The organism is Henriciella marina DSM 19595 (assembly GCF_000376805.1).
Taxonomy (GTDB): Bacteria; Pseudomonadota; Alphaproteobacteria; order Caulobacterales; family Hyphomonadaceae; genus Henriciella; species Henriciella marina.
Genome location: NZ_AQXT01000002.1, coordinates 1505535 through 1531348 on the forward strand (window position 1 = coordinate 1505535; position 25814 = coordinate 1531348).

The 25814-nt window shown below is 60.8% G+C and carries 23 protein-coding genes; 6 read left to right on the plus strand and 17 right to left on the minus strand.

Annotated features, from left to right (window positions below):
• Positions 1-20: 20 nt before the first annotated feature.
• Positions 21-728: a dienelactone hydrolase family protein gene (locus F550_RS0107345; RefSeq protein WP_026180635.1), complete on the plus strand. Its 708-nt coding sequence runs from the start codon at positions 21-23 to the stop codon at positions 726-728.
• On the opposite strand, the gene F550_RS0107350 is transcribed toward F550_RS0107345, so the two are convergent.
• From F550_RS0107350 to F550_RS0107365, 4 genes are all read right to left on the minus strand, one after another.
• On the minus strand, positions 725-2878 hold the full coding sequence (locus F550_RS0107350; RefSeq protein WP_018147895.1) for a penicillin acylase family protein: 2154 nt from the start codon (positions 2876-2878) through the stop codon (positions 725-727). The genes F550_RS0107345 and F550_RS0107350 overlap by 4 nt on opposite strands.
• A gap of 66 nt (positions 2879-2944) precedes the next feature.
• Positions 2945-4315 carry a Na+/H+ antiporter NhaC family protein gene (locus tag F550_RS0107355; RefSeq protein WP_018147896.1) on the minus strand — a complete coding sequence of 457 codons (1371 nt, stop codon included), beginning with the start codon at positions 4313-4315 and terminating at the stop codon, positions 2945-2947.
• 30 nt (positions 4316-4345) lie between these two features.
• Positions 4346-5674, minus strand: coding sequence for a dipeptidase (locus tag F550_RS0107360; RefSeq protein ID WP_018147897.1), 1329 nt, complete (start codon positions 5672-5674; stop codon positions 4346-4348).
• A gap of 70 nt (positions 5675-5744) precedes the next feature.
• Positions 5745-7052 (minus strand): replication-associated recombination protein A, encoded by a 1308-nt coding sequence (locus F550_RS0107365; RefSeq protein ID WP_018147898.1) that lies wholly within the window; start codon positions 7050-7052, stop codon positions 5745-5747.
• A 55-nt stretch (positions 7053-7107) separates the two neighbouring features.
• On the opposite strand from F550_RS0107365, the gene F550_RS0107370 reads away from it, so the two are divergent.
• Complete coding sequence (locus tag F550_RS0107370; protein WP_018147899.1) at positions 7108-7965, plus strand: TauD/TfdA dioxygenase family protein; 858 nt, start codon at positions 7108-7110, stop codon at positions 7963-7965.
• Positions 7966-8046: 81 nt separating this feature from the next.
• On the opposite strand, the gene F550_RS0107375 is transcribed toward F550_RS0107370, so the two are convergent.
• From F550_RS0107375 to F550_RS17205, 9 genes are all read right to left on the minus strand, one after another.
• Positions 8047-10056 carry a S9 family peptidase gene (locus tag F550_RS0107375; RefSeq protein WP_018147900.1) on the minus strand — a complete coding sequence of 670 codons (2010 nt, stop codon included), beginning with the start codon at positions 10054-10056 and terminating at the stop codon, positions 8047-8049.
• Between the two features lie 90 nt (positions 10057-10146).
• Entirely contained in the window at positions 10147-11640 is a 1494-nt protein-coding gene (locus tag F550_RS0107380; protein ID WP_051076854.1) for a Do family serine endopeptidase, read from the minus strand.
• 96 nt (positions 11641-11736) lie between these two features.
• Entirely contained in the window at positions 11737-13185 is a 1449-nt protein-coding gene (locus F550_RS0107385) for an MFS transporter (protein ID WP_018147902.1), read from the minus strand.
• Between the two features lie 36 nt (positions 13186-13221).
• Positions 13222-13512: a putative quinol monooxygenase gene (locus tag F550_RS0107390; RefSeq protein ID WP_018147903.1), complete on the minus strand. Its 291-nt coding sequence runs from the start codon at positions 13510-13512 to the stop codon at positions 13222-13224.
• 88 nt (positions 13513-13600) lie between these two features.
• Positions 13601-13993, minus strand: a complete 393-nt coding sequence (locus tag F550_RS0107395) for a RidA family protein (protein ID WP_018147904.1) — start codon at positions 13991-13993, stop codon at positions 13601-13603.
• 7 nt (positions 13994-14000) lie between these two features.
• The gene (locus tag F550_RS0107400; RefSeq protein WP_018147905.1) at positions 14001-14798 is read right to left on the minus strand and encodes a crotonase/enoyl-CoA hydratase family protein; all 798 of its coding nucleotides are present in this window, start codon (positions 14796-14798) and stop codon (positions 14001-14003) included.
• Between the two features lie 188 nt (positions 14799-14986).
• Positions 14987-16144, minus strand: coding sequence for an acyl-CoA dehydrogenase family protein (locus tag F550_RS0107405; protein ID WP_018147906.1), 1158 nt, complete (start codon positions 16142-16144; stop codon positions 14987-14989).
• A gap of 110 nt (positions 16145-16254) precedes the next feature.
• On the minus strand, positions 16255-17451 hold the full coding sequence (locus F550_RS0107410) for an acyl-CoA dehydrogenase family protein (RefSeq protein ID WP_018147907.1): 1197 nt from the start codon (positions 17449-17451) through the stop codon (positions 16255-16257).
• 116 nt (positions 17452-17567) lie between these two features.
• Positions 17568-18581 (minus strand): nicotinate-nucleotide--dimethylbenzimidazole phosphoribosyltransferase, encoded by a 1014-nt coding sequence (locus tag F550_RS17205; protein WP_040500899.1) that lies wholly within the window; start codon positions 18579-18581, stop codon positions 17568-17570.
• 114 nt (positions 18582-18695) lie between these two features.
• Between F550_RS17205 and F550_RS0107420 the strand changes: the two genes are divergently transcribed.
• Together F550_RS0107420 and F550_RS18500 are read left to right on the plus strand one after the other, a co-directional pair.
• Positions 18696-18902 carry a DUF1289 domain-containing protein gene (locus tag F550_RS0107420; protein WP_018147909.1) on the plus strand — a complete coding sequence of 69 codons (207 nt, stop codon included), beginning with the start codon at positions 18696-18698 and terminating at the stop codon, positions 18900-18902.
• Between the two features lie 18 nt (positions 18903-18920).
• A complete protein-coding gene (locus F550_RS18500) occupies positions 18921-19451 on the plus strand; it encodes a retropepsin-like aspartic protease family protein (RefSeq protein ID WP_018147910.1) in 531 nt (176 codons plus the stop codon).
• On the opposite strand, the gene F550_RS0107430 is transcribed toward F550_RS18500, so the two are convergent.
• Genes F550_RS0107430 through F550_RS0107440 form a run of 3 tightly spaced genes read right to left on the minus strand, consistent with a single transcriptional unit; the run spans position 19441 to position 22448 of the window.
• Complete coding sequence (locus tag F550_RS0107430) at positions 19441-20262, minus strand: sulfite exporter TauE/SafE family protein (RefSeq protein ID WP_018147911.1); 822 nt, start codon at positions 20260-20262, stop codon at positions 19441-19443. The two genes, F550_RS18500 and F550_RS0107430, sit on opposite strands and share 11 nt — an antisense overlap.
• Positions 20262-21260 (minus strand): tRNA dihydrouridine(20/20a) synthase DusA, encoded by a 999-nt coding sequence (gene dusA, locus F550_RS0107435; protein ID WP_018147912.1) that lies wholly within the window; start codon positions 21258-21260, stop codon positions 20262-20264. Before dusA ends, F550_RS0107430 begins: the two co-directional genes overlap by 1 nt.
• A gap of 3 nt (positions 21261-21263) precedes the next feature.
• Positions 21264-22448 carry an acyl-CoA dehydrogenase family protein gene (locus F550_RS0107440; protein ID WP_018147913.1) on the minus strand — a complete coding sequence of 395 codons (1185 nt, stop codon included), beginning with the start codon at positions 22446-22448 and terminating at the stop codon, positions 21264-21266.
• 92 nt (positions 22449-22540) lie between these two features.
• Between F550_RS0107440 and F550_RS0107445 the strand changes: the two genes are divergently transcribed.
• Together F550_RS0107445 and F550_RS0107450 are read left to right on the plus strand one after the other, a co-directional pair.
• Positions 22541-23425 (plus strand): ROK family protein, encoded by an 885-nt coding sequence (locus tag F550_RS0107445; protein ID WP_018147914.1) that lies wholly within the window; start codon positions 22541-22543, stop codon positions 23423-23425.
• A 46-nt stretch (positions 23426-23471) separates the two neighbouring features.
• Positions 23472-24689: a CaiB/BaiF CoA transferase family protein gene (locus F550_RS0107450; RefSeq protein ID WP_018147915.1), complete on the plus strand. Its 1218-nt coding sequence runs from the start codon at positions 23472-23474 to the stop codon at positions 24687-24689.
• A gap of 32 nt (positions 24690-24721) precedes the next feature.
• On the opposite strand, the gene F550_RS0107455 is transcribed toward F550_RS0107450, so the two are convergent.
• Positions 24722-25702 carry an NAD(P)H-dependent flavin oxidoreductase gene (locus tag F550_RS0107455; protein WP_018147916.1) on the minus strand — a complete coding sequence of 327 codons (981 nt, stop codon included), beginning with the start codon at positions 25700-25702 and terminating at the stop codon, positions 24722-24724.
• Between the last annotated feature and the right edge of the window lie 112 nt (positions 25703-25814).

Sequence of the window (25814 nt, forward strand, 5' to 3'; positions counted from 1 at the left end):
TCAAAAAAGGAATGATGCTGATGGCGATATCGACCAAATCCCTCGACTATGAACAGGGTGGACAGATCTATGAAGGCTTCCTGGCCATGCCGGAAGGCGAGCCAAAGGCCGTCGTCCTGGTGTCCCATGCCTGGGGCGGACAGGATGATTTCGATCATGAAAAAGCAAAGATGCTGGCCGAATGGGGCTATGCCGGTTTCGCGCTGGACGTCTATGGCAAGGGCAAGCGCGGCTCCACCAAGGAAGAGAGCCAGGCCCTTATGGAGCCGCTGGCGTCAAACCGCGATGAGCTTCAGAACCGCCTGAAATACAGCCTGGAAACCGCCAAGAAAGAGTCCGGCTGCGACAAGGCTGCGGCCATCGGCTTCTGCTTTGGTGGTCTCTGCGTGCTGGACATGGCGCGGGCCGGTATGGACGTGGAGGGCGTTGCTTCCTTCCACGGGATTCTCGGCGCGCCGGGCAATACGGACGGCCACAAGACCAAGTCGAAAGTCATCGCCCTGCATGGCTGGGACGACCCGATGGCCAAGCCTGAGGACGTCATGGCCTTCGCCAGGGAAATGACCGACGCTGGCGCCGACTGGCAGCTTCACGCTTTTGGCGGCACGATGCACGCCTTCACCAATCCACAGGCGAATGACCCCGACTTCGGCACCGTCTACAACCCGGCCGCTGAGCGGCGTAGCTTTGCAATCCTGAAGGACTTCCTCGAAGAGATCTTCGGCTAGTCGGTCCAGCGCGGACGGTAGGTCCGCTCGGCATTTTCTTCTACGGCGGCGCGTTCGATCAGGGCGCGCCGCCATTTCATATCGGCAAAGAGCGGAGCCTGGTCGTCATAATGCGGCGAGGTTTCATCCAGCGTGGCAGCGCCAAACTGGTGAATGACCTCAGCCGTCTGCTCGCCATCCTCATCCCACTCCACCAGCGCAATCCAAGTGTCGCCAGCCGCGGCATGCAGCTCACCATCATCGCGGATCTCAGCTGGATAGATTGCGCGCAGCGTATCCGGCCCACCATCGAGCGGCACATCCGTGTCACCGCGCACCAGCCGGTTCACCTTGCCCCATTCAGGGTCGATGCGGCCGTGATGCGTCATCAGCCATTCAACCGCGTCACGGAAGGCCTTTTCCGGTGGCGGCGGCGAACTGCCATCAAAGGATGAGCGTACTTCCTGCACGACGGTCAGCACACCGAGCGCCGCATGCCGGTTCGCCCGGTCCGTTGACCGGTCCCACTCGGCCAGATGCAAGGCTGCCGCTGCGAGCGTTTCATCCTCGCTCCAGTCTTCCTCCACCACGGCAGCGATGACCGCTTCGGTCTGCGAACCTTCAGCGTAGGAAAGATCGAACTTGATATCGAGCAGGCGCTCCCGGCCGATCGGTTCGCCGTCACCGGTCAGCTCGATGATACGAAGAGAGCGGTTGGTCTGGTTTTCCTGAAGGCCGATGGCGGCGGGAAAATCATCCGATGACAGATTGTCCGCGCCATCGGTGGCTGAATAAGGCGTGTTGTTCGCATTGAAGATAAGACCGCTCTCCGGATTTATCAGCATCGGCACCTCATCGAAGGGAAGATAATCTTCCCAGACAAGGTCTGTCCGGTCGCCGGGCAGATCCTTGCGCCAGTCCCAGCCGGGCATCCTGTCAGGATATTGGGCGTTGTGGACAAAGGCGATATTCCCTGCCCGGTCGGCATAAATGTAGTTGATGCTGGGCAACGCATTCATCGCCATCGCCGCCATGAAATCATCCAGCGACCGCGCCTTGTTGAGGCGATAATACTGCTCCAGCTGGCCGATCTCGCCGCGCCCGGCATAGCGGATGGCGTAGGTGCCGTGCTCGGCCTCGATCACCGGACCGTGGACGGTGCTCTTGAGCGCGCGCTTTGCCTTGAAGGCAAACGGTCCGAACAGACCCACGCGGATCTTGACGGTCTCTTCCTCGAAGTCACGCCACGCCCCATCAAGCCTGTATTGGTCGCCAGTCTCATTGACCTCCAGCCGGTAGACATCGGCAAGATCCGGCTTGTTGACCGTATTGGCCCAGCCAAGGTCGGCGTTGAAGCCATGCAGGATAAGCGGTGTGCCGGGAAAGAGCCCGCCCGTCATGTTGAGGCCTTCCTCAGAAACAAGCTGGGCTTCCCACCAGGCCACCGGTCCGGTCATGGGCTGGTGCGAGTTGATGACGAGACGGGTCACGCCATCCCCGGAGCGTTCGGGCGAGACGGCGAAGGCGTTGGAGCCGCGCTCTGGCTGGCCTTTCGGCACAGCGTGAAACGCTTCGCGTCCGCCGCTTGGATCAAGCGCGATCGCGGCCTCGCGCTCATCGCCGAAGAGGCCCATCAGCGTGCTGTCGAGGCCATAGAAGAACGGTGTCTTGAAGACAAAACCGGCCACGACATCCTCTGCCGTAAAGGGTGCAAGACCGGCCCAGGTCGCATCCGGATGCTCAGCGGCATAGAGGTTCAGCCCAGCCGCATAGGCCTCGGCGATTGCTTTGACGCTGGCTGGCACGTCGCTCTCATAGCGGCTCTCCATCGTGTCCCAGACACCGAGCAGCGCGACGATATAATCTGTCGGCGCAGCCCCTGCCCCGTCATAGCGGGCGAGCACACCGCGTCCTGCCGCGACGACGTTCTGGATGGTCTCATAATCATCTTCTGCATGCGCATAGGCGACCCCGAACACCACATCGGCGTCCCGCGCGCCATAGATATGCGGCACGCCCCAATTGTCGCGGATGATCTCGACATCGTAGGCCGCCGACGCCGCCGCGAGGTCGTCTGGCGGCGGATTTGAGCCGACAGGGTCCCACAGCCAGACGGCCAGACCGATCAGCACCAGAACGACGAGTGCCAGCCCCCATTTCAGGATCCGCATGACGAAGCCTCCCTCTTGCTTCTTCTTATATTTTTTGAATGCCCCTCGGCACTTTCCGTCAGGCTATCAGAGTGTCACGGCGATGCCAGCCGCGAGATAACCGATCACCGCCAGCAGGCCTGTCACCAGCGCATAGGGCAGCTGCGTGCGCACATGATCGATATGGTCACATTCGGCCGCGAGGCTGGCGATGATAGATGTATCGGAAATGGGCGAGCAGTGGTCGCCGAAAACGCCGCCGCCGAGCACCGCAGCAAGCGCCAGCGATGGCGGCACGCCGCTGCCAAGCGCCAGCGGGATGGCGACTGGCACCAGAATGCCATAGGTGCCCCAGCTCGTCCCCGTCGTGAACGACGTGATGCCCGCCACGATGAAGACGATTGCCGGAAGTGTCCAGGCAAAGGGAATACCTGCTGCAAGGCTGCCCAGAACTTCGCCTGTGCCCAGTGCCTTCAGACTGGCGCCAAGGACGAGCGCGAGAAAGATCACCGTCACGGCGGGCAGAAGATCGCCCATCCCCTTGAAGCCGATCTCGATGAGGCTGCCTTTTTTCTCCTTGCCGGAGCGGGCGAGCAGGATGAAGGCAAGCGCCGTCGCAAGGCAGACCGCCCAGAGGATCGACTGTGATCCTGACCCTTCGAGCATATTGCCATTGCCGGTCCACAGCATGAAGCCAAGCGCGCCGCCAACCAGCACCAGCAGAGGCAGGCCCATATTGAGCGCACTGCCGCTGCCCGTTTCCTCTTCGGGGCCATCGTCATTTGCCGCCATCATGAGGGTTTCGCGCGTTCGCATTGGCCCAAACGTACGGTCCCCAAGTACGGTGATCCAGACCCCGGCGACCGTCAGCAGCGCATAGAAATTTAGCGGGATCGTCGCGACCAGAACGGCCAGAGGATTGCCAAGGTCATATTCGGAAATAAGGCCCAGCACGAAAGCGCCCCAGCCGTTGAGCAGGATAAGAATGCTGACAGGCGCGGACGTGGAATCGATGATATAGGCCAGCCGCGCGCGGCTCATCTTGAGCCGGTCAAATAGCGGCCGACCCATGATGCCGGTCGTCAGCAGGCTGATATTGGTCTCCACGAAGATGAGCGTACCCGTCAGCGCCGTGACCGCGCCAGCCCGGCGCCTTGTGCCAGCCGCACCTGTGCGTTCCAGCCAGTTGACCATGCCCGCAATGCCGCCCGAGCGGCGCATATATTCGATCAGCGCCCCGATGATCAGGCAGAAGAGCAGGATGCGCGTATTGCCTTCATTGCCGAATATGGAAACGGCCCGCTCAACGCTCGCCAGCAAGCCGAGCGCCGGATTGAAATCGGCGTTCAGCGTTTCGGATGTCCAGATAGCAAGGCCAAGCGCCCAGTAGACATTGCGGCTCCAGACCGCGATCGCCAGCGCAAGCAAAGGCGGGAGAAGCGTTAGCCAGTCTGCCAAGAGCACTCCTCCCTCTTGTGCCTGTTTCGCCTAGTTCAGGACGTTCGGCGATCCGAGTGAAGACGTCCGCGCCTCTTCGGCCTGACGCAGAAGGCGCAGCATGTTGCCGCTCCAGAACTGCTCGATTTCGGCCTCGCTATAGCCAGCCTCAAGTAGAGCTGCGGTGACCTTTGGCAGGAAGGTGATGTCGCTCATTCCCTCGACGCCGCCGCCGCCATCCCAGTCGGCGCCCATGCCGACGTGGTCAGGACCGACAAGATCCAGTGCGTAGAGCAGGTGTTCCATGAACTTCTCGAAGCTGGAACGCGGTGCCGGGTACTGCGCATCGACCTCATCGCGTGCGGTCCTGTATTCCTCGCGCGTTTCATCGTCGACATCGTAATAGCCGCCGCCAAATCTCTCTTCCAGCGCGGCCATGGCTTCCTGGCGCTCGGCCGATGGCTCCAGCGCTTCAAGATAGCCGCCATAGGCATTGATCTGGATAACACCGCCATCGTCAGCGACGGCCGTCAGAAGTTCATCCGGAATGTTGCGGAAATGGTCATAAACGCCATCAACGCCAGTGTGCGACAGGATGATCGGCGTCGTCGACAGCTCGATCATGTCGTAGACCGTCTCATCGGCCGCATGCGAGCCATCAAGCACCATGCCGAGCTCATTGGCCTTGCGAATGAGATCCTCGCCAAGCGGGGAAAGTCCGCCGAATGAGGCTTCGGAGACATCGGTCGCACTGTCAGCAAACTGATTGTCGCGGAAGTGGACAGGCGCCACCATGCGGAGGCCGCCAATGTAAAACGTCTCCAGCAGGGAAATATCCGTGCCTAGAGGATAGGCATTTTCCATACTCTGATAGACCACCCGCTTGCCGTCATCAGCGATACGCTTTGCGTCATCTGCCCTGAAGGCCAGCTCGACCTCGTCGCCATATTTGGCGGCAAGTTCGCGGATCGACATCTGGCGCAGCATGGCCGCATTACGGGCCGCGTCATAGGACGCCTCATCCAGCGGCCCCTGCGCGGTGAAGATGACCCAGAACCCGCCATCGAGCCCGCCTTCTTTCATGCGCGGCAGATCGACATGGGTGCCGTCTTCTTCAAAAGTCTGGCGCACCGAGAAATCGTATTCATTATTATGGAAATAGGCTGGCGTATCGAGGTGGGTGTCCATGACCAGCATGCCCTGATGGATGGCATCGACGTTCTGCGACACGCTACTCGTCGCTGGCGTGTCGGCCGGGCTCTGCGCCTCTGCTGCCGGGATGATCTCGCTGCCGCTTGGCTCTGCGTCCGGATTACATGCGGCCAGAACCGTAACTGCGGCGGCCACCATCAGACCATTGCGAAAGCTGAAACCCATCATCGTCGATACCCTTCTTGTTCAATCTTGCCCATTACCATCAGAAGCCGGCCCGTCCTGCAATCAGCGAGTTTCATTCGCTCCGCGTTTTGCGAAGCTCTGCCCAGCGCTTCAGCCGTTCGGCAATCGGGCCTTCGCGGCCCTCACCCTTTGGCTGATAGAAGCTCTCGCGCTTCATGCCATCGGGAAAATAATTCTGACCTGAGAAGCCCTCTTCGGCGTCATGGTCATAGGCATAGCCCTTGCCATAGCCTTCGCCCTTCATGAATGCGGTCGGCGCGTTCAGAATGTGCTTTGGCGGCATCAAAGAGCCGGTTTCCTTGGCAGAGCGCTGCGCCGCTTTCCAGGCCGAATAGACCGCATTGGACTTTGGCGCGGTCGCGAGATGCACGACAGCATGCGCCAGCGCCAGTTCGCCTTCAGGGCTGCCAAGGCGCTCATAGGTGCGGGCCGCTTCAGCACAGACCATCAGCGCGGTCGGATCAGCCAGGCCGATATCCTCGCTGGCCATACGGACAATACGCCGTGCCAGATAGAGCGGGTCCTCGCCGCCGGTGATCATCCGCGCGAACCAGTAGAGCGCCGCATCCGGGTCAGACCCGCGCACCGATTTGTGCAGGGCCGAGATGAGATTGTAATGCTCCTCGCGGTCCTTGTCATAGGCTGGCGCGCGTTTCTGGAGCGCCTGGCTCAGCGCTTCGGCGCTCAGCGTCTTGCCCTCATCGGCCAGCGTGAAGGCCTGCTCGGCAAGGTTCAGCATGTAGCGCCCATCGCCATCGGCCATGTCGATCAGCGCTTCGCGGGCGCGGGCCTCCAGCGGCAGTTTGCGGCCTTCAAGCTTTTCTGCCCGCGCCAGCAACTCTTCGAGCGCGTCCGGTCCTAGCCGCTTCAGCGTCAAGACAGCGCAGCGAGAGAGAAGCGCACCATTGATCTCGAAGCTCGGATTCTCCGTCGTCGCGCCAACAAGCGTGACGACGCCCGCCTCAACGAAAGGCAGAAAGCCATCCTGCTGGGCACGGTTGAAGCGGTGGATCTCATCCACAAACAGCAGCGTGCCCTTGCCCGTATTGCGGCGGTTCTCCGCCCGGTCGAACGCCGCGCGAAGATCTTTGACGCCCGAAAAGACTGCGCTGATCGCCTCAAACTCGAGATCGGTTTCCTTGGCCAGCAGGCGCGCAATCGTCGTCTTGCCGACACCGGGCGGCCCCCAGAAGATGATCGAGCCAAGCCGGCTCGTCTTCAGCATCCGTCCGAGCGCTCCATCGGGGCCGAGCAGATGGTACTGGCCGACAACCTCCGACAGGGTCTGCGGGCGCAGACGGTCGGCCAGCGGCCGCGGCGCGTCGTCTTTCATGCCTGAGGCTGCGAAGAGATCACTCATGATGAACACCTAGCCCGCCTCGTCCCTCGTGATAAGGTGGCAGGTGGAGGAAACCATGACACTGACCATCACCAAAAGCGGTGAGGCGTGCGGGGCGACTGTTACAGGCGCAGACCTGAGCCGCCCGCTGGATGAGAGGACCGTCGCCGAGATCCGGGGCGCCTGGCTCACCCATCACGTTCTCGCCTTTCCTGAGCAAAACTTGAGCGACGATGACCTGGAGCGCTTCACCCAGTATTTCGGGCCGTTCGGCGATGATCCATTCATCGCCCCCATCCCCGGGCGTGAGCACATCATCGCTGTGAAAAGGGATGCAGCCGAGACCGGGCCGGTTTTCGCCGAAACCTGGCATTCCGACTGGAGCTTTCAGGCACATCCGCCCGCGGGGACCTGCCTTTATGGCATCACCATCCCGCCGGTTGGCGGCGATACACTGTTCACCAATCAGCACAAGGCGCTGGCCGAGATGCCAGACGAGCTGCGCGCCAAGCTGGAAGGCAAGATGGCGATCCATTCAGCCCGCAATGGCTATGGCAAGGCAGGCCTCTACGGCGCCAGGGATGAAGGCCGCAGTATGGATATCCGCTCGTCCGACGAGGCGATGGCGACGCAGCTTCACCCGATCATTCGCAAACACCCCGAAACCGGGGAGGAAGGCCTCTTCGGTTGTGCCGGCTACATTATCGGCATTGAGGGCATGGACGAGGAGGAAAGCTTTGCCCTCCTCACCGAGCTATACCGCTGGCAGACACGGCCTGAGTTTCAGTACCGCCACAAATGGCAATCAGGCATGCTGGTCATGTGGGATAACCGCTCATGTCTCCACATGGCCACCGGCGGCTATCAAGGCCATGACCGTCTGCTCCACCGCACGACAATCGGTGCGCGCAAAGCGGTCTCCGCCTCAGCCTAGAACTTCGTCCAGACTGGCGCCCGATGCGACCCGTACCCACTATGGGACGGCATGAACGAAGGCGAATTGAAAGTCTGAAGGCTAGTCACCTGAACTGGCTGGCGAGATATCTGCGACTTCGGCAGGTGTTTCGCCTTTCAGATACTGGTTGAGGAAATCGACATAGGCTTCAGACGCGGTGATACGGTTCTCGCGCTTCTGGAAGCCATGGCCCTCGTCCGGGAAAAGCACGTATTCAACCGTTGCCCCATTCGCACGGGCCGCCTCGACAAGCTCATCGCTTTCGACCTGCAGCACGCGCGGATCATTCGCGCCCTGAATAACCAGAAGCGGCTTGGTGATCTGGTCGGCATGGAAGAGCGGGGAAATCCGGCGCAGGCGTTCTTCGTCCTCGGCCGGGTCCCCCATTTCGTCATAGAGCGCATCGCGGAAAGAGCCCCACCATGGCGGGATGCTCTCAAGCGTGCGCAGCCAGTTGGTGACACCAAAGATGTTCACCCCAACATCGAAGACTTCAGGCTCAAAGGCGAGCGCAGCGGCCACCATGAAGCCGCCATATGAGCCGCCGATAATGCCAATCTTGTCAGGGTCGATACCCTCGACGCCTTCGAGATATTCGCGGCCATAGACGATGTCCTGCAGGTCGCTCTCTCCATGGTTCTGGTCGTCCATATGGAAGAACGTCTTGCCATAGCCGGATGAGCCTCGATTGTTTGCGCCAAGGACGGCGTAGCCGTGATTGACCAGATGCTGGATCGTCGCCGAGTAGCCGCGCGTGGTCTGACCGCCTGGCCCGCCATGCACCCAGACAAGCGCCGGGACCGGGTTCTCGGCCGACGCCTGCTTCGGCATGTAGAAGACCGACGGAATTTTCACCCCGTCAAAGCTCTCATAACGAACAATTTCGGCCGTTACGAGATCGCTCTCGTCGATGTCGGTGGGCAGCGCTGAGGTCAGCCGCGTCGCCGCGCCTGTCTCCAGATCGGCAAGATAGAGATTGAAGGGCGAGGTATCGGTGTTCACGCCAAAGGCAATCTGGCTTTCGTCGCGATTGAACCGGACCTGACCAACCTCGCCATCGGGTATGTTGCTGAGCGCAACCGTCTCACCCGTCTGATTGTCCAGAATGCTCAGCTCGGTCAGCGCATCATTATTGATGGCCGAAACGAGATAGCGCCCCGTTGGACTGTCGAACACGTAGGAGACGTCCCAGTCGGCCTCGATCAATGAACTGCGCTGACCGCTCGCCAAATGATAGGTCCAGGCCTGATTGAACTCGCCATACTCGTTGGTGGCATAGATCAGCGTTTCGCTATCGGCGGTGAAGTCATAGACGCCATAGGCGATATCGCCCTCATGCTCTGTGACGAGCTGCTCTTGCGGACTGTCAGCGAAGAGGTCGACCAGGAAAATGTTGGAGTCGGCATTGGTGCGCTCTTTCATGAGCGCCAGCCAGCGGCCGTTTGGCGAGATGGCGGCGATGTCCTTGCCGTCATTCTGGAATATCATCTCGCGCGAATAATCATCCGTTTGATAGGCATAAAGGTCGTTGGTCTGCGCATCGCGCTCATTGGTCTGGACATAGAAGACCTCGCCATCCCCGCGCCAGCCGACAACGCTCGCGCGGACTTCGTCGCCGGGCGTGAGGTCTCGAAGCGTGCCGTCTTCCTCGCGCACATAGACGTGGAAGATCTCGTCGCCGCCCCCATCGGAGGTCAGCAGCACCCGGTCATCATTCGGGAAAAAGGATTGCGCATATATCGCGTCCTCATTCGAATGGGTAAGAGGCGTCACCGCGCCAGTGTCGCTCAGCGTGACCGCATTGTAGATACCGCTCGCATCGGTCGAGGCGAGAATATCGCCATCGTCGGCAGAAAACACATAACCGCTGGAGGACCCGAGCCCATAGCTGGTCGTCTGATGGAAGAGCGCCGCTGGATAGGTCTCGATATCGACAGGCGCGGCATCGGTCTCAGCGGTCTGCGAGGTGTCCTCAATCGGCGTCGCCGATGAAGTGTCTGTGTCGGGGGTCTGCGCGCAACCGAGAGCCAGCATGGACGCGCCAAGCGCCAGAACAGTTCTGAATGTCATGTCTCGAAAACCCTTCGCATCGACTATGAGGCGAACGCTAGCACTGCCGCTAGCGGAGGGCGAGGCTCGGTTTAACGAATTTTTCGAAGCCTAAAGGCGCAGGGTTCCGCTGATCCGGCGGCCATTGCGGTCGAGTTCAATGGCCCAGGTGGACGTATCCGCGCCGAGCGCATCGTCGAGATCGCTGATGCCCTCGATCTGCTTTTCATTGATCGACACAATCAGGTCGCCGGGACGGACCACGCGCCAGGCATAGGCACCGCGCAGAATCCTCGTCACCAGCACGCCGGTTTCGAACGGGTCGCGCCCAAGCTCTTCAGCAAGACGCGGCGACAGCTCGGCAACTTCCGCGCCAGAGAACGGGTGGCGGCCTTCAAGCAGCTCAAGCTCAGCCTCGGTGGCACCGGGCGGCGGCGCGAGCTCGACATCCAGGGTCTCGAAACTTCCGCCGCGCAGAACGGTCAGCTCGGCGGTCTCTCCGGGCGAGCGTGTCGCAGCGAGGAATTTAAGCCCCCGCTCATCAAAGACTTCGCGGCCATCGATCATCGTGACGAGATCGCCGCGCGATAGGCCCGCTTCGTCGGCCGGGCCATCCTTGAAGACCTCGGTCACCATCACGCCAAGCGGCCTGTCGAGCCCTTGCGCCTGGGCGATATCATAGCTCACGGACTGTGCTTTCAGCCCAAGCCATGGGCGAACGATCATGCCCTCATTGACGGCCGCATCGACAACCCGGCGCACCATCTCTGCCGGAATGGCAAAGCCGATCCCGTTGGAACCACCCGAACGGGAGAAAATTGCTGTGTTTATGCCAACCAGCTCAGCCTTCGTATTGATCAGCGCGCCGCCGGAATTACCGGGGTTCACCGCGGCATCGGTCTGCAGAAAGAAGGAATAGTCCGATACGCCCACATCCGTCCGCGCCGTGGCTGAAATGATCCCAGAGGTCACCGTCTGACCGACGCCGAACGGGTTACCAATGGCAAGCACGATGTCGCCGACCTGCGTGTCGCGCGTATCGGCATATTTAACTGTCGGCAGCGGATCGCCCTCTGTATCGATGCGAAGCACAGCCAGGTCGGTGCGCTCATCTGACAGCACCAGTTCGGCTTTATATTCGCGCCGGTCGGACAGCACGACCAGGAACTGGTCGGCATCCTTCACCACATGGCTGTTCGTCACGATCACGCCGTCATCAGAGACGATCACACCAGAGCCGAGCGAGTTCTGCACCCGCTCCCGCGCCCGCGGCGTCGCGCCGAAGAACTGCCGGAAGATGGGGTCATTGGCGAAAGGGGATGCACTTTCGCGCACCACACGGCTGGTAAATACGTTCACCACAGCTGGTGAGACCTGCCGCACGAGCGGGGCATAGGAAAGCTGAACTTCCGCCTGCGTCTGCGGCACGCGCCGCTCTGGCATGAAGAAATTATCGCTCGCCTGCTCACTCATCTGCTCACTGGCGGACGCTGGCGCTGGCTCGGCCTGCTGGCCAATCGCGAATAGCGGGCTCACCACGACGGCGAGAAGCGCAAGCACGGCAAACACCGCAACGAAGAGCAGTTTGGATACATGCCGGGTCATGAGTTTGTTCTGCATCATGAAAATGGCTCTATTGCGGCCATCCGGCGGACGCAATCTGGCGCTGCATGACAAATCTGTCAGGCAGCGCCAGAATCGCTAGCTCTTTTCGAAGCGTGGCGGCGTCGTTGCACCCGTCCTCAAGGCCTCCAGATTCGCCTCGTGATCTTCGCGGCTGATCTTGTAGAAGCTGATGCAGATCATCATGATCGTCCACAGCGTCAGCAGGCTGAGCGCATAGCCCCAACCAAGGATACGAACCGCCTCATCGCTGGCTTCAGATGAGCGCATACCCGGCGTGATGGATGCCACGGCAAGGACACCAGAGGCCGTCAGAACCCCCATGCCCTGTGCCAGTTTACGCATGAAGCTGATGCCTGCGAAATAGATTCCTTCCGAGCGCCGTCCGGTTGCAAGCTCATTCTGCTCGACAATGTCTGCCACCATCGAAGCCGCCAGCATCTGGTATGCGATAATCAGGGCGAGATCGACGATCGTGACGCCGATCACGATCATATAGAGAAGATCGGTGCCGTTTGGCGGCAGCAGGCCGAACTGGCGCAGAATGACCGGCATGGGCGCAATCGTGAACGCCAGAAAGCCGATAATGATCGCCGCCCGCTTCTTCCCGAAGATTTTCCCGACCGGCGGCGCAATCACCAGCGCGAGGATGGCCGAGATATAGACCGCGACCGTCAGGCCACCGATCTGGTCGTTCGTGAACTCCCAGAAGAAGCCGTTGATGTACTGGTTCAGGGTCGCAGAGATGCCGCTCGCCAGAAGGCCGAAAAGCGTCGCAATGAAGAGCGCCCGGAAGGACGGGTTCGACACGGTTTCCCATATCTCGCCAAGGATCTTCATCGGCGTCAGCTTGCGCGCGGCAGGCGGAGCCTTGAGGTGCGGAATATGTCTGTGCGTACCAAGCGATGTGATGGCGATGGAGGCAAGGATACAGCTTGCGCCAATCAGGCCGTAAGTATTCCAGCCCGGGATATGGAAGAAGCCGGACGGGTCGCCTTCACTCGGTTGCAGCAGGAAGAAGAACAGGATGATCTGTACGGTGAGACCGCCCACCCATGCGAAGAAGTAGCGGAAGGACATGAGCGACGTGCGCTCGTCATAATCCTGTGTCAGCTCTGCCGCGAGCGCCGTACTTGGCACCTCGAAGAAAGTGTACATCAGCCGCACGATCACCGTGAAGCCGAGCAACCAGGCGAACAGGTTAAGGCCCGAAAGCTCTGTTGGTGGGTTCCACACAAAGAAATAGGCAATCGCAACCGGCAGCATCGCGATATACATGAGTGGATGCCGCCGGCCCCATTTCGTCCGCATATTGTCGGACCAGTAGCCGACAACAGGGTCAGAAAACGCGTCGATCAGCAGGGCAATCCAGAGTGCCGCGGCGACGAGGACGGCCGATAGTCCCATGATCTGGCTGTAAAACAGCAAGAGGACGTATTCGAAGCCATTATTCTTGATGCCGCCAGCCGCGCCGCCAATGCCGTAGGCAAGGCGTGTCGCGAGGCTCGGCTTACCGGTCTCAACCATATCGGGCCCTCCTCGGGGACGACGCGTCAGAGGGTTTTATTCAACGATATCGTAGCGTTCGATTTCCGGTTTTCCGCCGAGACAGCCTGCCATTTTTGGACCGGCCGCCTTGAAGTATTCGGTCTGACCATGCGCCTTCAGCGCCTCATCGTCTGAATACTGTTCCATGAAGATATAGGTCTGCGGATCGGACTGCGAGCGATAGAGCTGATAGGTGAGACAGCCAGGCTCATTTGCTTTGACCTTGGCCATCAAATCCTTGCCGACCTGTTCAAACTCATCGGTCTTGCCTTCGGCGATTTGCAGCTTCGCTACGATTCCAATCATGCAGTCCTCCCTTGGGGCGTTTTTCGCCTCTATCGACTAATAGCTTATCGACTAGCGGAAAGCAGACAAGGTATGACGTGGCGGAGGGCTAGGCCCTAGCGCGAAACGCGGTCACTTCGATTTCGATCTTCATTTCAGGCGAAATCAGGCCGGCGACCACCATCGTCGCTGCAGGCCGGATGTCGCCCATATGCCTGCCGAGAACGGGCGCGACCTCGTCGACCAGCGCCCGGTCGGTCAGCGTGTACTGGACGCGTACAATGTCCGACATGGCGAAGCCCGCTTCATCAAGCACACGCCCAATCGTGGCAAAGCACGCCTCTGCCTGTGCCGCCACATCTTCCGGCATCGTCATCGCGGCATAGTCGTAGCCTGTCACACCAGCGACGAAACACCAGTCGCCCTGCACGACAGCGCGCGAATAGCCGAACGCCTTCTCGAAGGGCGACCCGGTGGAGATCAATCGGCGTCCGCTTGCCATTTAGGTCCTATTTGCCTTCAAATTTCGGCGCGCGTTTTTCCAGGATGGCGTGAACGCCTTCCATATGGTCCTCGGTTTCGTGCATCAGGGCCTGCGACGCGGCTGAAAGCTCCATGATCGTATCATAAGAGGCAGACTGCCCATGGCGCAGCAGGGTCTTTGCCAGGCGCAGGGCCTGCGGCGGCTGAACGGCCATCCGCTCTGCCAGTGACATCGCCGCGTCCATCAGCGCTTCTGGCGTGTGGACTTCAGAGATCAGCCCCCAATCGAGCGCGGTCTCAGCATCAATCACATCGCCGGTGAAGAGAAGCTGCGCGGCGCGGGCGTTGCCGACAATCCGTGGCAGAAGCCATGCGCCGCCATCGCCCGGAATGAGACCAAGTTTCAGGAAGGTCACACCAAACTTCGCCTTGTCTGATGCGATCCGCACATCGGCCATGCAGGCCACATCACAGCCAAGTCCGATCGCTGCGCCGTTCACCGCAGAAATCAGCGGGACTTCCAGATTATAAAGCGATTTCACGACCATATGGATATTGCGGCGATAGCCATTGCGGATCTGGTTCGGGCTGCCGCCAAATGCGCCGGTCTTGTCGCGCATGGCTTTCACGTCGCCGCCAGCAGAGAACGCCCGGCCTTCACCCGTCAGGATTGCGACGCGGATATCGGGATCGGCTTCGATCTCTGCGCAGGCCGCAGCGACCGCAGGGCCGTCGCCCTCTTGGCCAAGGGCGTTCATCATCTCAGGCCGCGTCAGCGTCAGCGTGGCGATGGATCCGGATTTTTCGAGCTTGATGACGGACATGATGTCTCCCGCGATTTATGTGATTTATCCCGACCGGACCTATGGCAGCACGCCGGGCCTGTCGAGAGGCTTCAGAAGGCTAATCGCTCCCGCCGGTGGCGAAAGTCGGTGAACTTAAGGGGCTGAAACGAAAAACCCGGCCTGCAGGGTCGCAGGCCGGGTCAAATCGTCTTCAGGATCAAGCGCGCCTATTCGGCGGCCATCGCCTGGTCTTCGCCGGTGAGGCGGGAATAGCGGCGCATGTGGAAGTCCACATTGCCGAACTCGCTGTCGATCATGGTGAGGCGCTTGAAATAGTGGCCAACGGCCAGCTCGTCGGTCATGCCCATGCCGCCATGGATCTGGATGGCTTCCTGGCCGACAAAACGTCCGCCCTGGCCGATGCGGACCTTGGCTGCAGAGACCGCCTTCTTGCGGGTCACTGCGTCTTCGTCGAGCTTCAACGTCGCCATATAGGTCATGGAAATCGACTGCTCATGTTCCATGAACATGTCGACCATGCGGTGCTGGAGCACCTGGAACTTGCCGATCGCAACGCCAAACTGCTTGCGCTGCTTGGAGTACTCTACCGTCTGCTTGTGCGCGACGCCCATGGCGCCCATTGCTTCGGCGCAGACCGCAACCGTTGCCTCGTCCACAATACGCTCGATCAGCGGCAGGGCCTTGCCTTCCTCGCCGATGAGGTTGCCGGCAGGCACGGAGACGTTCTCGAAATAGACTTCAGAAGCACGGCGGCCGTCCACAGTCGGATAGTCGCGCGTGGTGATGCCCTCGGCGTCCTTCTTCACGATGAAGACAGAGATGCCCTCCTTGTCGCGGCGGTCGCCGGAGGTGCGGGCGGTGACGACCAGATGGTCAGCCCATGGCGCGCCGATCACGACAGCCTTATGGCCGTTCAGCGTGTAGACGTCGCCGTCTTTCTTGGCGGTCGTCTCGATGTCGTTGAGGTCATAGCGCCCGCGCGGCTCTGCATAGGCAAAGGCAAAGACACGCTCGCCGCCAATGATGGCTTCAAGGTGCTCAGACTTCTGTTCTGGCGTACCGGCATGCTTCAGGAAGCCGCCTGCACAGACAATCGTCGGCACATAAGGCTCAACGACCAGCGCCTTGCCGAACTCTTCCATGATGACCATCGAGTCGATCGATCCGCCGCCAAGGCCGCCATCTTCTTCAGAGAAAGGCGCCGCCAGCAGGCCAAGCTCTGCAAACTGCTGCCACATCTCCGGGCGCCAGCCGGCTTCGCTGCCGGTCACCTTGCGGCGTGTGTCGAAATCATACTGATCGCGCAGCAGCCTTGCGAGGCTGTCGCGGATCATTGTCTGTTCGTCTGAGAAATTGAAATCCATGGTTTGTCCTCCCCGGTCGTCCGGGCCCTTGTCTTGTTTTAGGTCTGTCACGTGAAATGAAGCGGCAGACCAGGCCGCCGCTTCACTATCTGTCTTGTCTGCCCGTTCGCCTAGAGCCCCAGGATCATCTTTGTGATGATGTTGCGCTGGATCTCGTTGGACCCGCCATAGATCGAGGTCTTGCGCATGTTGAAATAGGTCGGCGCTGCCTGATGGGCATAGTCCGGGCCGATCGGAAACTCATTGGAGCCATCTTCCGGGAAGCCGCGGAAATATGGATGCCCGTAATGACCGACAGCTTCAAGCGTGAGCTCGGTGAGGCGCTGCTGGATTTCGGTGCCCTTCACCTTCAGGATCGAGCTTTCAGGGCCCGGGCCCTTGCCTTGCGCTTCGCCGGCCAGCGTCCGCAGTTCAGTGAACTCCAGTGCAGTGAGGTCGATTTCAAGTTGCGAGATCTTGCGCAGGAAATCATCGTCCTTGATCAGCGGCGCACCTTCAAGAAGCTCGGTCGACGCGATCTGGCGCAGCTTTTCAACGCCGCGCTTGGAGCGGGCGACGCCAGCAATGCCGGACCGCTCATGCGCCAGCAGGAACTTGGCATAGGTCCAGCCTTCGTTTTCCTTGCCGACGAGGTTCTCGACCGGCACGCGAACATCAGTCAGCCAGGTCTCGTTGACCTCAACACCGCCATCGATCGTCTTGATTGGCTTCACTTCGATGCCTGGTGTGTTCATGTCCGCCAGGATGAAGGAAATCCCTTCCTGCGGCTTGGCGGCGTTCGGGTCCGTGCGGCAGAGGAAGAAGCCCCAGTCGGCGTTCTGGGCCAGCGTGGTCCAGGTTTTCTGGCCGTTGATGACGTAATGGTCGCCATCGCGGACGGCCGTGGTCTTCAGTGAGGCAAGGTCGGACCCAGCGCCCGGCTCGGAATAGCCCTGACACCACCAAACCTTGCCTTCGCGAATGCCAGGCAGGTGTTTGGCTTTCATTTCCTCGGACCCGAATGTGTAGATCACCGGGCCAACCATGGAGACGCCAAATGGAAGCGGCATGATCGTGTCCATGCGCGCATTCTCTTCGGACCAGATGTATTTCTGCGTCGGGGTCCAGCCGGTGCCGCCATACTTTTCGGGCCATGCAGGCACCGACCAGCCTTTTTCACCAAGGATCTGGTGCCAGGCCAGCATGTCCTGAGGGCTGAGGTCCTCACGCGCGCCAACGCCGCGCAATTTCTGAGGGTAATTTTTCTCGATGAATTCGCGGACTTCCTTGCGGAAGGCCACTTCTTCGGGCGTGAATTCCAGATTCATGTGCGCGCTCCTCGGTGTGTTTTTTGTCTTAAGAACGTCTTCTGCCTGCCACCTGCGACGAAAGCAAGGTGACGCGAACGTCAACGTAAATCATGTCGCACCCTGAATAGCAGTGCCTAGCTTTTGGCCGAAGCAGGCTCAGCCAGGAAAGGTGCGCAGGCCGTCCGCAGCAAGCCGATCGCCGCGACGGATCCCATGCCACCGCCCGTATTGAATTCCAGCGGCAGGAGCGGGTTGAGGTCGAGACGGTCGAGCGCAGCCTGATGGGCCGGACGCCGCGTGACATGTGCGGCCAGAATGTGGTCAACCGCATGCGGGTTCAGTGCGTGCGCAATGCCGGCTGCAATCGTCGTCGCAAAGCCGTCCAGCACGACAGGCACAGACTGTATACGAGCGGCCAGAATGGCCCCCACGCAGGCGGCAAGTTCACGCCCGCCAAGACACCGCAGTGCTTCGAGCGGGTCTTCCAGATGCCCGCGATGACGCGTCAGGCCGGCATTCACCGCGTCGATGCGCGCGGCGCTGATATCTTTTGGCGTCGATGGGCCGGGCCGCACCCAGTATTCTGGCGTCCCGCCATAAAGCGCGCAGGCGACAGCCGCCGCCGCGGTGCCGATCCCCGCACCAAGCACGCCAAGCGCCAGGAGGTCCGGCTTTCCTTCAAGGGCTTCAAACCCATAGGCGATTGTCGCGGCGCATTCGCGCTCACTCATCGCAGCCCCGCCGGTAAAATCGGTGGTCGGCTTCTCGAGTGCCAGTTCGAAGACTCGAATGTTCGCCTCATTGGCAGTCGCGATTGCCGACAACGGGGCTCTCCCGGCCCGCAGGTCTTCGACACGGGTCTTGGTGTTTTCATCGGACGAGAGCGAAACCGAGCCCTCACCGGATGTCACGCCATGCGAGCCTGCAAAGATCGCCAGCGTGGCGTTTTCGATACGTGGGGGATAGCGCTTTTGCCATCCAGCCAGCCATCCCGCTGCCTCGCCAAGCTTGCCGAAATCGCCCTCGCGTCCCATTCCAAGCAGGGCCTGATGAACTTTTTCGCGGCATGCCTCATCGGGCGCAGCCTCGCGCAGCGCCAGCTCGCGGACGTCATCGAAAGGTGTAGAAGATTCAATTGCGTCGCTCACACGATTCCCTTCGCCGTCATTCAGTCGGGAAACCGCCTGATCCGGCATATGAAGTCAACGAAACTTTCGTGAATTTTTGACATAGGCTATCTGTTACTGAAGAACAGGCCCCTGATGACAACGTCTTACGCCTCCCCGATTGTGTCCCCGTGCAAGAAAGTCTGTGCTGTCGATGGACAGACAGGCCTGTGTCTTGGCTGTGGGCGTACCTTACGCGAAATCGGCGGCTGGTCGACCTTTACCCCCGATATGCGCGATGACGTTATCGCCGAACTTGATGCGCGCATGGAACGCCTCAAGGCCCTCGGAAAGCTCGGCTAAGCGCCGCGAAAGCCCTGAATGACCAGCAAGTTTCTCAGCCTCATGCTCTGCTCTGGCGCGATCGCCGCCGCGATTGTCCTTATTCTCGTGCCGAAGATCGAGGAGACCGAGGACAGGTCCGGGGAAGGCGCACCGGAGACCGTCAACGTGGTCGATACCGAAGACGCCGCGACCATGCGCAAGACCGCCGTCATGCTGATCAAGTCTGATGGACACTATTGGGCGCGCACCCTAGTCAACCGAAAAGCCAGCGTAGACTTCATGGTCGATACCGGCGCCAGTACCGTCGCTCTGACGCAGGATGACGCCCAGAAGATGGGGCTTCGCCCGCGCAGCCTGACCTATGACATCCAGATCCGCACCGCAGGCGGCATCACCTATGGCGCTGACGTCATGATCGAGTCCATCCGGATCGGCGAAGTTGAGGTCCGCGATGTGCGCGGCGTGGTCATGCAGGATGTGCTGACCCAGTCCCTGCTCGGCATGAGCTTCCTGCGCGAGCTTTATTCCTACGAATTTCGCAGCGACCGCCTGATCATCAAGCAATAGTCTTCCAGATCATCCGCACAGAGACGAGCACCAGCAGAACCCCGAACAGCTTGCGAAGCAGCGCCGCATCCAGCTTGTGCGCCAGCGCCGCCCCGATGGGCGCCATGGTCACCGTACAGATCGAGATCAGGACAAAGGCCGGCAGGTTCACATGGCCCAGCGAGAATGGCGGCAATCCATCACGGCCGATCCCGTTGAGGATCGCGACGATGGCCCCCGGAAAGCCGATCGCAACACCAAAACCCGCGGCCGTGCCGACCGCCTGATGGATCGGCCGGTTGCAGATCGTCATCAGGCTGACCCCGAATGTCCCCCCGCCAATCCCCATGATTGCAGAGAGCGCGCCCAGCCCGCTCCCAAGCCCCGCACGCGGCACGCCCGTGGGCATATCCTCGGCAAGGGTCCAGCTTGGACGCCCGAAATAAAGCTGAAGCGCGAGGATCAAAAGCAGCAAGCCGAACGTCATGGTCAGCGCGTCCTTGGACACGAACCCTGCCACCAGCTGGCCAAGGCAGGCGCCGATCACGATCCACGGCGCCCAGCCTTTCAGCACGCCCCAGTCGACGGCACCGCGTTTATCGTGCGCCATGACCGACCGGATCGAGGTCAGGATGATCGTCGCGAGAGATGTGGCCACCGCGACATGCATGGCGGTCTCTTCATAGCCAAGCGCGGTCAGCAGGAAATAGAGCACCGGTACAATGACGGCGCCGCCGCCAATGCCGAAGAGGCCCGCCGCCAATCCGGCTGCAATCCCGGCGACAATCAGCGAAATGATCAGGACGCCATACTCGGCGATAAAGCTTTCCATCAGGCGGCCACGCGCTCTGCCGTCACATGCGACAGCGCCTCATCGAGGACATCGAGACCGGCGCCCTCTTTCACGGCCTTTTCAGACAGGGTCCGCCGCCAGGCGCGCGCGCCCGGCTGGCCCGCGAAAAGCCCCAGCATATGCCGCGTCATGGAGGAAAGCTTCGTGCCCTCTTCCAGCCGCGCCGCCATATAAGGGCGATAGCGATCCAGCGCCTCGAGAGCCGCTTCCATATCCAGCGTATCGACGCCCTCGCCTGTCTCAATCAATTGGTCAGCTTGCAGCAGGCAGTGAGGCGTCTGATAGGCAGCCCGGCCCAGCATGACGCCATCGAAGGTCTTCAGATGCTCTGCAGCATCGGCCATCGTCTTGATGCCGCCGTTGAGAATAATGGTGAGGTCCGGACGCTCAGCTTTCAGGTCTGCGACCAGACCATAGTCCAGCGGCGGGATGTCCCGGTTCTCCTTCGGGCTGAGACCCGACAGCCAGGCCTTGCGCGCATGCACGGTGAACACCTCGCACCCGGCATCGGAAACCTGATCGACAAAGCCGAACAGCGTCTCGCGCGGCGGATCCTCATCGACGGCCACCCGGCACTTCACCGTGACCGGAATAGTCACAGCCTCGCGCATCGCCGCGACGCAGGCGGCAACCGTTGCCGGTTCCTGCATCAGGCAGGCGCCGAACCGGCCCGACTGCACCCGGTCCGACGGACAGCCGCAATTGATGTTGACCTCATCATATCCAAACGCTTCCGCAATCCGGCTCGCCTCGGCGAGTTTGGCCGCGTCCGATCCCCCAAGCTGCAGCACCAGCCGATGCTCGGCCTCGCTGAACCCGATCAGCCGCTCGCGGTCACCATGGATCACCGCATCGGCGGTCACCATCTCGGTCCACAGCAGCGCCTTTTTCGACAGCGCACGATGGAACATCCGGCAGTGCCGGTCGGTCCAGTCCATCATCGGCGCAACGGAAAAGCGGTAGTCCAGTTCGGGCAAAATTTACTCCTGGCGTTCGGCCTGACGGGTGAGTTCGGCTTTCTTGATCTTCTTTGCAAGCGACCATTTGTGCACTTCGGTCGGTCCGTCATAGATGCGGAAGGCGCGAACCTCGCGGAAAAGCTGCTCGACAATCGTGTCGCGGCTGACGCCCATGCCGCCCATTACCTGGACGCAGCGATCAGCAACCCGGAACAGCGCCTCTGACACTGCCACCTTCGCCATAGAGCTTTCGACATTGCCGGGCTCGCCCCGATCCAGCGCATCGGCGCACCAGTCAATCATCAGCGACGATTGCTGCAGGTCGATCTGGTTCTCTGCCAGCATGAAGCCAACACCTTCATGGTCGACCAGCAGCTTGCCAAAGGCCTGGCGCTTGCACGCATATTCGGTCGCGATTTCCTGCGCCCGTGTGGCAACGCCGTGCCAGCGCATACAGTGCGAGAGGCGCGCGGGCGCCAGCCGGATCTGCGCATAGCGAAAGCCCTCGCCGGGATTACCCAGCATGTCAGAGGCTGGCACGCGGAGATTGTCGATCACAACCTCGGAATGGCCACCCGGCATGGAATTGTCGATCGTGTCCAGCACGCGCTCGATCCGGATGGCCGGGTCCGGCAGGTCGACGAGGAACATGCACGCGCCCTCCTCAGACTTGCCCATGATGATCCCGACCTTTGCGCCCTCAGCGCCGGTAATGAAGGTCTTGCGGCCATTGATGACCCAGTGATTGCCATCCTGGACGCAGGTCGTCTGCATCATGGAGGGGTCAGAGCCTGCCCCGCCATCGGCGGCTGGCTCGGTCATGAAAAAGGCAGAGCGCGCCTCACCCGACACCAGCGGCTTAAGAAAGCGCTCATGCTGTTCGGGTGTCGCGACCTTGCCCAGCAGGAACATGTTGCCCTCATCCGGCGCGCCCGTATTGCAGGCAACGGGCCCAAGCGGCGAAAGTCCGGTCTTCTGGAGTACATAGGCGGTGCCACGCTGTGACAGGTGCCCGCCATCTTTCAGAATGTGCGGCGTCATCACCCCGGCTGCGCGGGCCTTGTCGCGCATCTCGACAACCAGCTCCTCGGACGGCCCGTGATCGCCCAGCCGACTGTCGCGCTCATAGCCTGCAACAACATCGCGGACGAAGGCTTCAACACGCGCGCCGATTTCCTCGGCAAGTTTCTGATCTGGGTAGGTCATCGGTTCTGGTCTCCTTATCGGCCAGAGACCTATCCATTGCGCCCGCGCCTGCCTAGTCTGGCAGGTCTGATAGGGAGCAGTCAGAAACAGAAATGACAGACGGCAAAAGCCATGGCGGTATCGATGCAGGTGGCACCACCTTCAAATGCGGGCTCGCCGATGAGGACGGCACGCTGGTCGAGACGCGCCGTATCCCAGTCACGACACTAGAAGAAACCATCACGGCGTGCCTCGACTGGTTCACGCCGCACGCCAGATCGGGCGGGCTGGCAACCTTCGGCATCGCAAGCTTTGGCCCAATCGACATCGACCCGTCCTCTCCGGCTTACGGCACCATCATTGGCTCCGCCAAAAGCGGTTGGTCCGGCACGAATTTACACGCCCGGTTCGGTGATGCGTTCGGCTTGCCGGTCGCCATAGACACAGACGTCAACGGCGCCCTCCTCGCCGAGATGACACGAGGCGCAGCAAGAGGCTGCACCTCTGCCGCCTATGTCACGATCGGCACCGGCATCGGCGCTGGCCTCTTTGCCAATGGCGGCTTCCTCGGTCGTCCCTCGCACCCCGAATTCGGCCACATCGCCCTTCGCCGTCACCCTGCCGATCATGATTTTGAAAGCGTCTGCCCATTTCATCCAGACTGTCTCGAAGGCCTCGCCTCCGTGCGCGCGCTTCGGGCCCGGGCGGGCGACCCGGAACATCTCTCAGCTGAGCACCCCGTCTGGGACATCGCCGCCGATTACCTGGCGCAGGCTGCCCGCACCCTCACCCTGACGCTTCGGCCCCAGCGGATCGTCCTTGGCGGCGGGTTGATGCTGGCCCCGCACCTCATTGCCCGCGTCCGCGCCGCCTATGACCAGCAAATGGGCGACTATCTCGACTCGGCCCCATCCGGTGACCTCATCACGACGCCCGGTCTCGGTGATGATGCAGGGCTTTTCGGGGCCATCCTACTCGGTCAGCAAAACGCGCGCTGACCGGACGCAAGGTCAGCCTGTCCGGAGCTGCCATGGCGTTCTACAAATGCGCCAACAAGACAAAGACCAGCAGGGAGCCACGCGCATCATGGACATAAAGGGATTTCCACTCGAAGGGCTGAAAGTCCTTGATCTTTCACGCGTTCTTGCAGGCCCTTTCGCGACCCGCATGCTGTCGGACCTTGGCGCAGACGTCATCAAGATCGAACCGCCGGAAGGCGATGTCACGCGCCATTTCGGCAAGTCAGATAACGGCGTCGCAGGCTTCTACCTTCAGCAGAATATCGGCAAGCGGAACATCTGCATCGACCTCAAGGCCGACGGCGCGCGTGAGCTGGTGCTCGACCTCTGCCGCGAAGCTGACATGCTGGTGGAGAACTTCCGCCCCGGCGTGATGAAACGCTTCGGCCTCGACTGGGAGAGCGTCCACGCGGTCAACCCAAAGCTGGTCATGCTATCGATTTCCGGCTTTGGTCAGACAGGTCCAGAGAGCAAGCGCGCGGCCTATGCGCCGGTCGTCCATGCCGAAACCGGCCTCATCGCCCGGCAGGCCGAGATCAGCGGCGGACCGGCAACCGACCTGCAATATTCACTGGCCGACTCCTACAGCTCACTGCACGGCCTTGTCGGCCTTCTTGCCGCCCTGCGCGTCGCCGAAAAGACCGGCGAAGGCCAGCATGTCGATATCGCCATGATCAATGTCGTGCATGCGACCGACGACTACGCCCACTGGGCGCTGGATAGTGTCTGGCCAAAGCCGAAGGAAAACCTCGTCTGGGACGCGCCTGAGGACAAGAAAATTCTCATCTCCTCGGACATGAAATGGATGTGGATCGTCTTCTCGAAACGGGCGGGCCTTGTTGACCCGACACCAGAGGGCGCTGACCTCAACACCAAGGTGGCGCTACGCCAGAAAGCGATCAAGGATCACATCCTCTCCTATCCGACCTTCAACGCCCTCACAGACGCGCTGAACAGCATGAACCTTGCCTGGGGTCTGGTGCGCAAGTTCGGCGAAGAATCCTACGCCCAGACCAGCGTCGGCCCGAATGGCATTCTGGTTGATGTTGAGGATGACAAGGGTAATGCCCGCCGCACCGTCCAGTCGCCCTATCGCTTCTCAAGCTCCCAGAGCGGGATCAAATCGGGCATGCGGCCGCCGCGCCGCGGCGAGCACAATGAGGAAGCGCTGAAAGACTGGATTGGCGCAGACGCGGCGCGCGTCGCAAGCCTCAAAGAAAAAGGCATCCTGCTCAGCGAGTGAACAGGATGCTTCTTTGACTGGCGACTGCCCGACTAGCTGACGACGCAGTTGGCAAGCCGCTTCTTGATGATCTCTTCGGCGTCGGCAACGATCCGGTCGATCAGCTCTTCGACGCTCGGAATGTCGTTGATCAGGCCCTGGATCATGCCAGCCGACCAGATGCCGTCATCGGCATTGCCTTCTTCCATCGCCTTGCGGCCACGTGTGCCGGCAACAAGGTGGACGACGTCCTCGAACTTGGCCCCGCCCTTGCCCTCGATGGCGACGACTTCCTCGGACACCTTGTTCTTCATCACGCGGGCCGTGTTGTGAAGCGTGCGGAAGATGAGCCTGGTATCGCGCTCGGTATTCTCGACCATCTGCTTTTTGAAGTTGTCATGGATCGGCGCCTCTTTCGTGACGCAGAACCGGGTGCCCATATTGATGCCATCGGCGCCAAGTGCCAGCGCAGCGGCAAGGCCGCGGCCATCACCAAAGCCGCCGGAGGCCAGCATCGGGATCTTGATCTTGTCGGCGGCCGCCGGGATCAGGATGAGGCCTGGAATATCGTCTTCGCCCGGGTGGCCGGCGCATTCGAAACCGTCGATCGAGATCGCATCAACGCCCATACGCTCTGCCGACATGGCGTGGCGCACGGCGGTACATTTGTGAATGACCTTGATGCCGTGCTTCTTGAAGTCGTCAACGTGCTCCTGCGGCTTATAGCCTGCCGTCTCGACGATCTTGATGCCGCCTTCAATGATGGCCTGACGGTACTCAGCATAAGGCGGCGGCTTGATGGCTGGCAGGATGGTGAGGTTCACGCCGAACGGCTTGTCTGTCATTTCCTTGGTGCGCGCGATTTCCTTGGCGAGGTCTTCCGGCGTCGGCTGGGTCAGCGCCGTCAGAAGGCCTAGACCGCCAGCGTTCGAAACCGGGGCTGCCATCTCGGCATAGCCCACCCACTGCATACCGCCTTGGACAATCGGATGCTCAATGCCGAACATTTCTGTGAAGCGTGTCTTGATAGCCATGTCGTCTCCTCAAAATTCCTTATCGCCGCCCCTGATAAGGCAATCCTCCAGCTCTGCGAAGGATTGCCCTCGCGGCAGCAAATGCGACGTCCCTTGCAACTGGCGCGCGGCG